Here is a 13,430-nt window from a genome sequence, read left to right on the forward strand (position 1 = left end):
TCAGTGGAGCCTCCCGTGCGCCAGCGTTATCTAGCCTTGCTCAGTGTGTTTGCCAGCCTGCCCGCGATGGCTCTCACTTTCCAGACCCGCCTGGAGAGCATTGAGTGGACGGTCGAAGGCGACAAGTTCGAGTGCCGCTTGATCCAGCCCGTTACCGATTTTGGTTCCGGTGAGTTCGTTCGCCGGGCTGGCGAGCAGGCGATTTTCCGTCTCAAGAGCTTCAACCCGATGCAGGCAGGGGGCTCTGCCACCCTGCTCGCTGCGGCCGCACCGTGGCAGCCGGGACGTGGCGACATCAACCTGGGGGCCGTCAAGGCCGGTTCCGATGGGGTCCTGTTCAACAGTAACCAGATGCAGGCTGGGCGCCTGATCGTCGGCCTGCTGGAAGGGCGCAGTCCGGTGGTGCGTCATTACTCCCGTGAAGGGGGCGTGTCCGAGGTGCGCCTGCTGCCGGTGAAATTCAGCAAGGCTTACAGCGACTATCAAGTCTGCATGACCAAACTGCTGCCGATGAACTATGAGCAGGTCAAGCAGGCCGAGATTGGCTTTCCTGGAGGCGGTATCGAGCTGGACGCCCGGGCCAAGGCCAAGCTGCAGGTGATGGTGGACTTCATCAAGGCCGATCCTACGGTCAATCATGTCGAGCTTGACGGCCATTCGGACAATAGCGGCAATCGCCTGACCAACCGTGACCTGTCGCGCCGTCGGGCGCTGGCGGTGATGGAGTTCTTCAAGGCCAACGGTTTGGCGGAAAACCAGATCGTCGTGCGCTTCCATGGCGAGCGCTATCCCCTGGCTCCCAACACCAATGCCGCCAATCGGGCGAAAAACCGTCGGGTCAACGTGCATCTGGAACGTGTCGCTGCACCCGAGAAGCCGGCTCCAGCTCCCCAGGCTGCCTCAGGGGCCAACGCTGCAGCGACTTCCTGATACGGCTGTCGTCGTCGCTCGCTCGACATAATCTGTCGCTTGGTCGTCATAAGCTGTCGCCCCTCTGTAAATTATCCGCGTTGATCGGTAGACTTGACGGCTTTCCGTACAACCCCGTGGAGTGATGGCATGGCGGACGTTAACAAGGTCGTTCTCGCGTATTCGGGCGGCCTGGACACTTCGGTGATCCTCAAGTGGCTGCAGGATACTTACAACTGTGAAGTAGTGACTTTCACTGCTGACCTGGGCCAGGGCGAAGAGGTCGAACCGGCCCGCGCCAAGGCACAAGCCATGGGTGTCAAAGAGATCTATATCGACGATCTGCGCGAAGAGTTCGTGCGTGATTTCGTCTTCCCGATGTTCCGCGCCAATACCGTCTACGAAGGTGAGTACCTGCTGGGTACTTCCATCGCTCGTCCGTTGATCGCCAAGCGCCTGATCGAAATTGCCAACGAAACCGGCGCCGATGCCATTTCCCATGGCGCCACCGGCAAAGGTAACGACCAAGTGCGTTTCGAGCTGGGTGCCTACGCGCTCAAGCCGGGCGTAAAGGTGATTGCACCTTGGCGTGAGTGGGACCTGCTGTCGCGTGAAAAACTGATGGACTATGCCGAAAAGCACGCCATCCCGATCGAACGCCACGGCAAGAAGAAGTCCCCCTATTCCATGGATGCCAACCTGCTGCACATCTCCTATGAAGGCGGCGTGCTGGAAGACACCTGGACCGAGCACGAAGAAGACATGTGGCGCTGGACCGTCTCCCCGGAGAACGCCCCCAACACCCCGACCTACATCGAGCTGACCTATCGTAACGGCGACATCGTGGCCATCGATGGCGTGGACATGAGCCCGGCCACCGTACTGGCGACCCTGAACCGCATTGGCGGCGAGAACGGCATCGGTCGCCTGGACATCGTCGAGAACCGCTACGTGGGCATGAAGTCCCGGGGCTGCTACGAGACCCCAGGCGGCACCATCATGCTGCGTGCGCACCGCGCCATCGAGTCCATCACTCTGGATCGTGAAGTGGCTCACCTCAAGGATGAGTTGATGCCCAAGTACGCCAGCCTGATCTACACCGGCTACTGGTGGAGTCCTGAGCGCCTGATGTTGCAGCAGATGATCGATGCCTCCCAGGTCAACGTGAATGGCGTAGTGCGCCTGAAACTGTACAAGGGCAATGTCGTCGTCACTGGGCGTAAGTCCGATGATTCGCTGTTCGATGCCAACATCGCGACCTTCGAAGAAGATGGCGGTGCCTACAACCAGGCAGATGCCGCAGGCTTCATCAAGCTCAACGCATTGCGCATGCGGATTGCCGCTAACAAGGGCCGGACCTTGCTCTGAGTTTCTGGGCGGTCATGAACCGCCACGATCGATACACCTATAGCGCCGCTTGCCCATCGAGGCAGGCGGCGTTTTTTATGGGGAAAGCATCGCCCCGCTGCATCACGGTTGGAAAGATTTCGCCATGGCATCCGCCGCCCCGGTGGGAATAAGGTCCGCTACAGCCCCATCCACGATGACCAGGAAGTCGTCGGAGCTTGGTGGGGCTGTAAACGATGGGGCAAGACCTTGTTCATCGTCATATCAAATCAAGTTCCAATTGGGAGGACGCCAATGAAAACACGCCAATCCTGCTTGCTGGCCCTGGCAGCAGCGCTGTGCCTGGGCATTGTGTCCAGTAATTCGATGGCAGCGGTGTATGTCTGCAGCGACGATGCTTGCAATAAATGGGCTGCCATTACCGAAGAGCAGCTTGAGTTGAAGTCGACTGATGGAGAAGACACCAGTATTCGTCAAACCCTCAGTGAATCAGCGAGCGAATCCATCACCAACGGCTACAACAATCTGTATGACACTGACCTCTATCTGAAAAAGGATTTGTGGCACATAGGAGGTATTGATCCTTTCAAGGGTAAGGAACATGTGACTGTTTATATTTATAAATCGACGGACCCCGATAGACGCCTCAAGACTTGCCATGCTTTTTCGTTCAAGAATCCAACAGGGCGTTACCACGCGACTTGTAGTTGAGTGTGAGGGTGCCCAGTTAAATTGCCTTGAAGATATCCGGAGCTTTAAGAGGCTCCGGATTTTTATGCATGAGTTTTTTCGAAAATTTCTGGATTTGGTCAGTTTTTTGTTTTTCTGAGACTGGGCTTTTTATATTCTTGCATACCCTTGGTTGAATAAGGCTTTCGTTGTCTTGGGTTTTAACGTCTGGTAATTTTTATAAGTTACAGTATTAATACGTTGGGTTGCGTGTATGGAGATTAATCCTATACGTGATTTTATATTTTCTGTTGTTGAGTTAGTTGTTTTGTAAGGCAATTCTCTATTGTTTGTAAGGAACGTCCTCGTACGGCCGTAGCCCCTAGGGGCTCGGTGTCAGAGTCAAATCTCTGGGGTATGGTGCTGGATCTAAAAAACTCAGGACTTAGATATCCCTATGAAAAGAGTCTTGATCGTGGATGATCACCCTGTTACCCGTTTGGCCGTGCGTATGTTGATGGAGCGCCATGGGTTCGAAGTTGTAGCTGAAGCGGAAAACGGCATGGATGCCTTGAAGTTGGCCATGGAATATATTCCAGATATTGTGATTCTTGATATCGGGATTCCAAAAGTTGATGGTCTTGAAGTTATCAATCGTTTGATGTCCCGGTCCATGCTCACCAAGATCCTGGTGTTCACCTTAAAGACACCTGGGCCATTTTCCATGCGTTGCATGCAGGCTGGGGCTGCTGGTTATGTATGCAAGCAACAGGGCATTACCGAGCTGATCAGTGCAGTGCGGGCAGTACTGGCTGGTTATAGTTATTTTCCCAATGAGGCGCTTCACTCTTTTCGTTCAAGCCAGAACGTCAGTAGTGAGGAGGAAATGATCGAATTACTTTCCAGAAGAGAGTTGGTCGTACTGCAACAACTTACCAGTGGCATGAGTAACAAGGAGATTGCCGAAGGCCTGTGCCTGAGTAATAAGACCATCAGTACCTACAAGCGGCGCTTGCTGACCAAGCTCAATGCTCGTTCATTGGTCGATTTGATCGAATTCGCCCAGCGCCATCGATTGGCCTGAGTGTTCAGTATTTTAGTGGTTCAGCGCGAGCTGGGAGCAGCGTCGGAATGAGCCTGCGGTCGGTCGAGGAAACCGGCCGCAGGAGTTACAGCACAGAGATACAAAAAAACCTCCGGCTGGAGGTTTTTTTGTTATTAGAGGTCATAGTCGTAATCGGCCAATTGCTTTTGCAAGCGCCGCTCTTCGAGGAGATTGTCGATTGTGCGACGTTTGCTCAGATTGGTTTTCGCAACCTCTACTACGGGCTCGGCATCATCTGTTTCTGCCGCGTTGAAGTCGTCTTCTACTTCCAATTGTTCTTTGCCAGTACTCATAAGGTCAACTCCAGGCTAGGACTGCCATTGGCGCTCCTTATATCGATATTCTCCTGGCGGGTAAAAAAGATTTTTTCAATCGACTCATCAGGAAAATCAATGCCTGGTCAATCATCGGAAGTCTTCTGCTTGTATTCGCACAGGTCCTCGATTCGACAGCTACCGCAGCGCGGCTTGCGGGCCAGGCATACATAGCGCCCATGGAGGATCAACCAGTGGTGGGAATCGAGCAGAAACTCCTTGGGTACGAATTTCATCAGCTTCTTTTCCACTTCCACCACATTCTTCCCCGGTGCCAGCCCCGTACGATTGCTGACCCTGAAAATGTGCGTGTCGACGGCCATGGTCAGTTGGCGGAAGGCCGTATTGAGGACCACGTTGGCGGTCTTGCGGCCAACACCAGGCAGGGCCTCCAGCTCTTCGCGGGTTTGTGGTACCTCGCTGTTGTGGCGTTCTACCAGTAAACGGCAGGTTTCGATGACGTTCTTGGCCTTGCTGTTGTACAGGCCGATGGTCTTGATGTATTCGGACAATCCATCGACGCCCAGGGCATGGATGGCGGCCGGGGTGTTGGCCACGGGAAACAGCTTGGCGGTGGCTTTGTTGACACCGACGTCGGTCGATTGCGCCGAAAGAATCACCGCGATCAAGAGTTCGAACGGTGAAGAGTAGGCCAGTTCGGTCTTGGGTTCGGGGTTGTCTTCATGGAGCCGGCGAAATATTTCCAGGCGTTTGGCTGCATTCATGGGTGATTCATTTCCTCGAAGGCGATCGGTTGAGGAGCCAGGCCCGTTTGGCGGCCAGCAACAGCCCCAGCAGGATAAAACCCCCGGGTGCAAGAGTCAGCAAGCGCAGGCCTCCATCAGGTAGCAGCACCCAACCGCGGTCCTCACCGGCCAGGCCGGCAAGCCAGCCCAAGTGGCTTCCCAGGGCCCCGCTGCCAAGCACTTCGCGCAAGGCTCCCAACATGATCAAGGTGCTACAGAGTCCTGCGGCCAGGCGTATCCGGTCTGTGCGTTGAAAAAATCCGGCATGCTCCAAGGCCAGGCATTGCAAGGGCAGTAGCGCCAGGTAAAGGCCGAGCTGTTGGTGTAGTTCATAGCTCCAGGCTTGCACCGCCAACCATAGGCAACTGCCCAGGGTTGCTGCCAACAACAGGCTGGCCAGGTCTTGGCGGTTGGCCGGTAGATGGGGGCGTAGCAGCTGCATGCCGCTGCCAAAGGCTGTCATCAGCAATGCCCCGGACAGGACGATGCTCAGTGCCTTGACCCAGCTATCCGTGGCTCCGAGCAACGTTGGCAGCATGAGCAGCCCTGGTAGCGACAGTGACTTATCCATGGGGCACCTGGGGCAGCAATGACTGGCGATGTTCATCGAAATAGCGCAGGGCATCGTGCAAGGCACTGATCACGGCGCGGGAGGTGATGGTGGCTCCAGCGATCTGATCGAACTGGCCATGGTCCTTTTTCAGGGCCCAGGCACTATCGTCCGGATCGCCGCGGGACTTGCCGGTAAAACCCGCCAGCCAGGGGTTGGGGTGTTCGGCGATAAGCCCGCCAAGGCCCGGGGTTTCATCCTGCTTCAGAGTCTTGCTGCCCAGCAGGCGACCTTGGCTGTCGATGGCGATCAGCAATTCGATAGGGCCTGCGTAGCCAGTGGTCCTGCTACGCAGCAGCAGGGCACTGGGCTGGCCATTGCGGGTGGCCAGGTAACCCTCCAACAGAAGGCTGTTGTCCAATTGCACTTCGGTCAAGGGAAGTGGCTGGTCCAGGGGCTGGTTGTCGTAGCTGCCCGATGGCAGCAGGTCCAGCAGCTTGCGTGCCTGCAGCGACCGTTGCTCGGCTTCGATGCGTGGGGCGGTGGTGTGTTGTAGCCACAGGGTACCGGCGATGCCCAGGATGCCGAGCATGACCAGCAGTAACAGGCTGCGCCAGGTCTTCATGATGAGACCCTGGCTTGTCGTGCGGTGCAGTAGCGTTCCAGCGCCGGTACTGCAAGGTTCATCAGGAGCACGGCGAACGCCACGCCGTCTGGATAGCTGCCCCAGGTCCGGATCAGGTAGGTCAGCAGGCCGACCCCGATGCCAAACAACAAACGGGCCCGGGCCGTCTTTGGGCCTGATACCGGTTCGGTGACGATAAAGAAGGCACCGAGCATGCTGGCGCCGGTGAGCAGATGGAACAGCGGCGAACCATGGGAGTCGGAGCCCGTGCCGTTCCAGCACACCAGGCTGATGAGCAACAGACTGGCGAGCATACCCACAGGCGCATGCCAACTGATGACGCGCTGCTGCAGCAGGAACAGGCCGCCGGCGAGAAACCCCAGGTTGACCCACTCGACGCCGCGCCCACCGAAATGACCGAAGGCTGGGTGAGCGGCAAAGAGTTCATCGACCGTCAGGCTCTTGTTGATGCGCAGGCTGTCCAGGGCCGTGGCTTGGGCCCAGGCATCCGGGCGCAGGCTGTCCAGGTCGAAAACCCGCTGCAAGCCCTCCAGCAGGCCCATGGCGTGGGGGGCAGGCCAATGGGTCATGGACTGCGGGAAACACAGCAGGGCCAGGGCATACCCCAGCATGGCGGGGTTGAAGGGGTTCTGTCCTACACCGCCATACAGGTGCTTGCCCAGGAGCAGGGCGCTGGCAGCCGCACTGGGTGCCAGCCACCAGGGACAGTAAGCCGGCAGGGCCAGTGCCAGCAGGGTCGCGCTGACCAGGGCGCTGCCATCGCTGAGAGACGGCAGCAGTGGGCGCTTGCGCAAGAACAGCACCAGGGCCTCCATGGCCAGTGCGCCGCTGGCAGCCAGTACCAGGTTCAGCAACACTCCCCAGCCGTACAGCCACAGCAATGCCAGCGCCCCCGGCAACGTGGCCAGCAGCACTCGCCCCATGGCCTGGCGCAGGCGCGGGTCGGCGCCTTCAACCAGCAGCATGGGCATCCACCTGCCGCTCGATTTCGTTCAGGCGTGTCCGGGCCTGTGCCAGTTGCTCATCACTGGCCGCCTGGCGTTGTAGTTTGTGCAACTCGGCGCGGGCATAGGCCAGTTCGGTTTTCAGCCGGCGCAGTTGCGGATCGATGGGGCGTTTCTCGGTACGCGTGAGCACCGGTGCCGGTTTGGCGCTGGCATCCTCGGCAGCGTGCAGGTCCTGTTCGGCCGCCGCCAGGGCGGCACTCAGGGCTTCCAGCTCGGCCTGCGGGGCACCTGCGGCCTCGGCCTTCTTCAGTTCGGCGCGACGGGTGGCCAACTGGATCTTGGCACGCTTGAGATTGGCATCCTTGGGGGGCGCCGCTGCCGGAACGCTCGGGGCTTGGGCCTCCAGGTGGGCCAGGGCTTGCTCGGCGGCTTCGAACTGCTGTTGCAGGACGACCAGTTGCGATTGTTGTTCGAAGGTTGGCGGATGCCCGAAGGCCTTGAGCGATTTGTTCAATTGGGCCCGGCTCATGGCCAGTTCGATCTTGGCTTTCTTCAGCGCGGCGTCGGCCGCCGCGGCCTTTTGCGCGCGGACCCGCTCGATCGCCGCCTGGACCGGATTGTCGCCGCTCGTGGCAGGCTGGGCGGCTTTTTGAGCCCGGGCCTGGCGTTCGGCCAGGCGTCGGGCTTCTTCGCGTTGCAGGCGTTGATTGCGCTGTTCGAAGCGGCGCCTGGCGTGCTCGCGCTTGCTGCTGCGGGCCTGCAGTTGCTCGGGGCTGCTGGCCAGGCCGCCGACAATCGGTATCACCTGGCCCGGGGGCAGGGGCAGCATGTCGATGCAGTCTACGGGACAAGGGGCGACGCACAGGTCGCAACCGGTGCATTCGTCGAGCAGCACGGTGTGCATCAGCTTGGCTGCGCCGACGATAGCGTCCACCGGGCAGGCCTGGATGCACTTGGTGCAGCCGATGCACTCGGCTTCGCGGATGTAGGCCACCTGGGCCGGGGCTTCGCCGCGGCTGCGATCCAGTTCGATGATCGGCAGTTGCAGTAGTCGGGCCAGGCCGGCGATGGTTTCCTCGCCACCGGGCGGGCATTTGTTGATGGCCTCGCCGTTGGCGATGCCCTCGGCGTAGGGTTTGCATCCGCCATGGCCACACTTGCCACATTGGGTCTGGGGCAAGAGGGCGTCGATGCGTTGAATCAGGCTCATGGTTTGACCAGTCCGTTGAAGCCCAGGAACGCCACCGCCAGCAGGCCGGCACCGATCAGGTCCAGCGGCAGGCCTTGCCAGGGCAGGGGAATATCATTGTTGCAGACGCGCTGGCGCAGGTCATGGAACAGGCCGAGCACCAGCCAGAAACCGAGACCGGCACCCAGGCTCATGGCACCCATGGAGACCAGCCCGAGGTTGCCCTGGCTCTCGATGAACAGCAGGCCGAGCACGCCGGCATTACCCAGCAACAGGGGCCAGAGGCCGTCGAATGGCAGGGCTGGCAAGATCCGTGGCAGCAGGTGCAACAGTGGCTTGATCAGCAGTACGTTCAGGGGCAGCCAGACGAACATCTGCAAAGACTCCAGCCCCCAGGGGGCCAGCAGTACACGATAGAGGAGCAATCCCAGCACGCAGCTGACCAGCATCAAGACCGTGGTTGCCAGGCCCAGGGCGTGCAGGCGCCGTCGATCGCTGCCCTGGACTTGAAGCAGCGGGTCGGCGCCCAGAGGCCAATGCAACACGAAGTTGTTGACCAGGGCGGTGCTGACAAGAGCGAGCAGGAAGTGGGTCATGGTCGATGCCGATGCAAGCAGGCGGTACCTCAAGAGTAGGCAAACTCGCGTGTGCGATTGTCCAGATATGCAAATCCCCCCGTTGCGCCCAGGGGCAACGGGGGGATGGGGTCCCGCAGGCAGGCCTACTTGATCCGCTGGCCGGGCTTGGCGCCGCTGTCGGGGCTCAGCAGGTAGATTTCTTCACCGCCAGGACCGGCCGCCATCACCATGCCCTCGGAAATACCGAACTTCATTTTCCGCGGCTTGAGGTTGGCGATCATCATGGTCAGGCGACCGTCGAGCTTGGACGGGTCCGGGTAGGCACTCTTGATCCCGGAAAACACGTTGCGTTGCTCATCACCGATATCCAGGGTCAGGCGCAGCAGCTTGTCGGCGCCTTCCACGGCTTCGGCCTTGACGATCAGCGCAACGCGCAGGTCAACGGCCGCGAAGGTGTCGAAGTCGATTTCCGGCGACAGTGGGTCCTTGGCAAGCTCGCCATTGCCCTTGGGCGCCCCGGTGTCGGTCTGGGTGGCCGCCAGGTCTTCTTTCGAGGCGTCGGTCATGGCTTGGACTTTCACTGGATCGATCCGGGTCATCAGCGGCTTGAATTCGTTGAGCTGATGGTTGGCCAGCAGTTGCTGGTGGTCGTTCCAGGTCAGCGCCGGGACGTTGAGGAAGGCCTCGGCGTCGGCGGCCAGGCCTGGCAGCACCGGCTTGAGGAAGATCACCAACTGGCGGAACAGGTTGATGCCGGTGGCGCAGATGGCCTGGACTTCATCCTGCTTGCCTTCCTGCTTGTTCAGCGACCAGGGCGCCTTGTCGGCGATCCAGGCGTTGGCACGGTCGGCCAGGGCCATGATCTCGCGCATGGCGCGGGCGAAGTCGCGGGCCTCATAGGCCTCGGCGATGCTCGGCGTGGCGGCCAGGAAGGCCTCGGTCAGTTCCGGAGCGGCATTGGTATCGACCATCACCCCGGCATTGCCCTTGTGGATGAAGCCGGCGCAACGGCTGGCGATGTTCACCACCTTGCCCACCAGGTCGGAGTTGACCTTCTGCACGAAGTCTTCGAGGTTCAGGTCCAGGTCGTCGACGCCACGGCTCAGCTTGGAGGCGTAGTAGTAGCGCAGATACTCGGGCGACAGATGATCCAGGTAGGTACGGGCCTTGATGAAGGTGCCGCGGGACTTGGACATCTTCTGGCCGTTGACGGTCAGGTAGCCATGGACGTTGATGCCGGTCGGCTTGCGATAGCCTGCACCGTCGAGCATGGCCGGCCAGAACAGGGCGTGGAAGTTGACGATGTCCTTGCCGATGAAGTGATACAGCTCGGCGCTGGAGTCCTTGTTCCAGAAGGCATCGAAGTCCAGCTCCGGGCGACGGGCGCAGAGGTTCTTGAAGCTGGCCATGTAGCCGATGGGTGCGTCCAGCCAGACATAGAAATACTTGCCCGGCTCATCGGGGATCTCGAAGCCGAAGTACGGCGCATCGCGGGAGATATCCCACTGTTGCAGGCCGGCGTCCAGCCACTCGGCGATCTTGTTGGCCACGGCGTCCTGCAAGGTGCCGCTACGGGTCCAGGTTTGCAGCATCTGCTGGAAGTCCGGCAGCTTGAAGAAGAAGTGCTGGGACTCCTTGAGCACCGGAGTGGCGCCGGAGATCGCCGACTTCGGATCCTTCAGGTCGGTGGGCGCGTAGGTGGCGCCGCATTTTTCGCAGTTATCGCCGTACTGGTCCTCGGTGCCGCATTTCGGGCAGGTGCCCTTGATGAAGCGGTCGGCCAGGAACATTTTCTTGTCCGGGTCGAAGTATTGGGTGATGGAGCGAGTGGCAATGTGCCCGGCGTCCCGCAGCTTGAGGTAGATCTGGCTCGACAGCTCGCGGTTCTCTTCGGCGTGGGTCGAGTGGAAATTGTCGAAGTCCACCAGGAAGTCGGCAAAGTCGGCGCTGTGTTCAGCCTGCACGTTGGCGATCAGTTGTTCCGGGGTGATGCCTTCTTTTTCCGCGCGCAACATGATGGCCGAGCCGTGTGCGTCGTCGGCGCAGACATAGATGCATTGGTTGCCGCGGTGCTTCTGGAAGCGCACCCACATGTCGGTCTGGATGTACTCGAGCATGTGGCCAAGGTGGATGGAACCATTGGCATAGGGCAGGGCGCTGGTGACGAGAATCTTGCGTGGCTCGGACATGGGGCTCGGCTACTTGATGAAACGAAGGTCGGCCACTATAAAGCGCCGGCACGGATTTTTCACCCTTCCAGGTGTCCTTGTGGCTGGTTGGCCACGTGCTGCGCGAGGAGGCTCCCTCGCCACAATGATGGCGGCGGCGTAGGATAGCCGGCTGATTTTCCTGTCTTGTTATCGGAGTTGCCCATGAGCGCCGTCAATCGCGCAGCGGTGGAAGCCGTTCTTCGCCAATACACCGACCCCTACCTTAACCAGGACCCGGTCAGCGCCGGTTGCGTACGGGACATCGACGTCCAGGGCGACCGGGTTACCGTCCGCTTGGAACTGGGTTATGCCGCCGGCCTGTTCAAGAGCGGCTGGGCGCAGATGTTGCAGCTGGCCATCGAAGGCCTGGATGGCGTCAGCGGGGCCAAGGTCGAGATCAACAGCGTGATCGCCGCGCACAAGGCCCAGGCCCAGGTACCGGGCCTGGCCAACGTCAAGAACGTGGTGGCGGTCGCTTCGGGCAAGGGCGGCGTGGGCAAGTCCACCACGGCGGCCAACCTGGCCCTGGCCCTGGCGCGCGAAGGCGCGCGCGTGGGTATCCTCGACGCTGATATCTATGGTCCGAGCCAGGGCATCATGTTCGGCATCGCCGAGGGCACCCGGCCGAAGATCAAGGACCAGAAGTGGTTCGTGCCGATCCAGGCCCATGGCGTGGAGGTCATGTCCATGGCTTTCCTGACCGACGACAACACGCCGATGGTCTGGCGCGGTCCCATGGCTTCCGGGGCCTTGCAGCAACTGGTGACCCAGACCGACTGGGGCAACCTGGATTACCTGGTGATCGACATGCCGCCGGGCACCGGCGACATCCAGCTGACCCTGGCGCAAAAGGTCCCGGTGGCAGGGGCGGTGATCGTCACCACTCCCCAGGACCTGGCCCTGCTGGATGCGCGCAAGGGTGTCGAGATGTTCCACAAGGTCAACATCCCGGTGTTGGGCGTGGTGGAAAACATGGCGGTGCACATCTGCTCCAACTGCGGCCATGCTGAACACCTGTTCGGCGAGGGCGGCGGCGAGAAACTGGCCAACCAGTACGGCGTTGAACTGCTGGCTTCGCTGCCGTTGTCGATGCTGATCCGCGAGCAAGCCGACGGTGGCAAGCCAACGGTGATCGCCGAGCCGGACAGCCAGATCGCCATGGTCTACCAGGAACTGGCTCGGCACGTGGGCGCGCGCATCGTGTTGCAGGAAAAGGCGACGCCGGCCATGCCGAGCATCACCATCAGCGAGGACTGAAAGGGGGAGGGCGCCGCTAGCGTGGTGCCGTGGCGAGCCCCAGTCGCAATGGCTGGGGCTCGCAGGCTGAACAGCTTAGAGGCGCAAGCCACCGTCCATTTCCAGGATGCGCCCGGTGTAGTAGTCGTTTTCGAAAATGTAGGCCGCCGAATGGGCGATCTCCTCGGGCTTGCCCATGCGCTTGAGGGGAATGCCAGCGGTCATCTTCTCCAGGGCCTCGGGTTTCATGCCCAGGGTCATCTCGGTCTCGATGAAACCTGGGGCGATTCCCGCTACGCGAATGCCATAGCGTGCCAATTCCTTGGCCCAGGTCACGGTCGCTGCAGCCACCCCGGCCTTGGCGGCGGAATAGTTGGTCTGGCCGATGTTGCCGGCGCGGGAAATCGACGAGATGTTGATGATCGTGCCGCTGTTCTTGAGCTCTACCATCTTGGCTGCAACTTCCCGGGTGCACAGGAATACGCCGGTGAGATTGACATCGATCACGGCCTGCCACTGGGCCAGGCTCATCTTGGTCATTTCACCGTCCTTGACCTTGAGCAGCAGGCCATCGCGCAGGATCCCGGCATTGTTGATCAAGCCGTGGATGGCCCCGAAGTCCTCGGCAACCTGATTCACCATATGCTCGACCTGTTCTTCGTTGGCCACGTTGCACAGGTATGAGCGAGCTTCTACGCCGTGTGCCTTGCAGGCCGCGACGGCCTGGTCGAGTTTTTCCTGGTTCAGGTCCACCAGCGCCAGCCTGGCTCCACGGCTGGCAAAATACTCGCCCATGGAGCGGCCCAGGCCTTGGCAACCGCCAGTGATAATGATTACTTTGTCAGTGAGTTGCATTCGCATGTCCTGCCAGCTGTCGTGAGAGGGTGTCCTTGTTCCAGGGCCCTGCTCGACAGCCGGACCAGACCTGGCTGCAGACGAGTATTGCCCCGTAGGCGTAGTTGGACCATGGTCCATTCGCCCGTC

General features: G+C 60.1%; 14 protein-coding genes. 5 read left to right on the forward strand and 9 right to left on the reverse strand.

From position 1 onward, the window contains the following. Positions 1–15: 15 nt before the first annotated feature. From C4K39_RS23620 to C4K39_RS23635, 4 genes are all read left to right on the forward strand, one after another. A complete protein-coding gene (locus C4K39_RS23620) occupies positions 16–930 on the forward strand; it encodes a flagellar protein MotY (protein ID WP_068585020.1) in 915 nt (304 codons plus the stop codon). A 129-nt stretch (positions 931–1,059) separates the two neighbouring features. Continuing rightward, entirely contained in the window at positions 1,060–2,277 is a 1,218-nt protein-coding gene (locus C4K39_RS23625) for an argininosuccinate synthase (protein WP_068585023.1), read from the forward strand. Positions 2,278–2,550: 273 nt separating this feature from the next. After that, entirely contained in the window at positions 2,551–2,967 is a 417-nt protein-coding gene (locus C4K39_RS23630) for a hypothetical protein (protein ID WP_068595608.1), read from the forward strand. A gap of 415 nt (positions 2,968–3,382) precedes the next feature. After that, positions 3,383–4,009 carry a response regulator transcription factor gene (locus C4K39_RS23635; protein ID WP_068585386.1) on the forward strand — a complete coding sequence of 209 codons (627 nt, stop codon included), beginning with the start codon at positions 3,383–3,385 and terminating at the stop codon, positions 4,007–4,009. A 134-nt stretch (positions 4,010–4,143) separates the two neighbouring features. Here the strand turns inward: C4K39_RS23635 and C4K39_RS23640 are convergent, their stop codons facing one another. The 8 genes from C4K39_RS23640 to metG form a co-directional block, all read right to left on the reverse strand. Continuing rightward, positions 4,144–4,323 carry a PA3496 family putative envelope integrity protein gene (locus tag C4K39_RS23640; protein WP_068585028.1) on the reverse strand — a complete coding sequence of 60 codons (180 nt, stop codon included), beginning with the start codon at positions 4,321–4,323 and terminating at the stop codon, positions 4,144–4,146. 107 nt (positions 4,324–4,430) lie between these two features. Then, positions 4,431–5,069, reverse strand: a complete 639-nt coding sequence (gene nth, locus C4K39_RS23645; RefSeq protein WP_068585030.1) for an endonuclease III — start codon at positions 5,067–5,069, stop codon at positions 4,431–4,433. 7 nt (positions 5,070–5,076) lie between these two features. Then, complete coding sequence (locus C4K39_RS23650) at positions 5,077–5,661, reverse strand: Rnf-Nqr domain containing protein (RefSeq protein ID WP_124347531.1); 585 nt, start codon at positions 5,659–5,661, stop codon at positions 5,077–5,079. Continuing rightward, positions 5,654–6,265, reverse strand: coding sequence for an RnfABCDGE type electron transport complex subunit G (locus C4K39_RS23655; RefSeq protein WP_124347532.1), 612 nt, complete (start codon positions 6,263–6,265; stop codon positions 5,654–5,656). The genes C4K39_RS23650 and C4K39_RS23655 overlap by 8 nt, the downstream gene beginning before the upstream one ends. After that, entirely contained in the window at positions 6,262–7,251 is a 990-nt protein-coding gene (locus tag C4K39_RS23660) for an RnfABCDGE type electron transport complex subunit D (protein WP_437179336.1), read from the reverse strand. The genes C4K39_RS23655 and C4K39_RS23660 overlap by 4 nt, the downstream gene beginning before the upstream one ends. Beyond that, complete coding sequence (gene rsxB / locus C4K39_RS23665; RefSeq protein WP_124347534.1) at positions 7,238–8,443, reverse strand: electron transport complex subunit RsxB; 1,206 nt, start codon at positions 8,441–8,443, stop codon at positions 7,238–7,240. The genes C4K39_RS23660 and rsxB overlap by 14 nt, the downstream gene beginning before the upstream one ends. Next, positions 8,440–9,018 carry an Rnf-Nqr domain containing protein gene (locus C4K39_RS23670; protein WP_124347535.1) on the reverse strand — a complete coding sequence of 193 codons (579 nt, stop codon included), beginning with the start codon at positions 9,016–9,018 and terminating at the stop codon, positions 8,440–8,442. The genes rsxB and C4K39_RS23670 overlap by 4 nt, the downstream gene beginning before the upstream one ends. A gap of 125 nt (positions 9,019–9,143) precedes the next feature. Next, entirely contained in the window at positions 9,144–11,189 is a 2,046-nt protein-coding gene (gene metG / locus C4K39_RS23675; RefSeq protein ID WP_124347536.1) for a methionine--tRNA ligase, read from the reverse strand. Between the two features lie 183 nt (positions 11,190–11,372). Here metG and apbC point away from each other — a divergent pair, with 183 nt between their 5' ends. After that, positions 11,373–12,467: an iron-sulfur cluster carrier protein ApbC gene (gene apbC, locus C4K39_RS23680; RefSeq protein ID WP_124347537.1), complete on the forward strand. Its 1,095-nt coding sequence runs from the start codon at positions 11,373–11,375 to the stop codon at positions 12,465–12,467. A 75-nt stretch (positions 12,468–12,542) separates the two neighbouring features. On the opposite strand, the gene C4K39_RS23685 is transcribed toward apbC, so the two are convergent. After that, positions 12,543–13,301 (reverse strand): SDR family oxidoreductase, encoded by a 759-nt coding sequence (locus C4K39_RS23685; protein ID WP_068585056.1) that lies wholly within the window; start codon positions 13,299–13,301, stop codon positions 12,543–12,545. Between the last annotated feature and the right edge of the window lie 129 nt (positions 13,302–13,430).

The sequence above is a fragment of the Pseudomonas sessilinigenes genome (assembly GCF_003850565.1).
Classification (GTDB): Bacteria; Pseudomonadota; Gammaproteobacteria; order Pseudomonadales; family Pseudomonadaceae; genus Aquipseudomonas; species Aquipseudomonas sessilinigenes.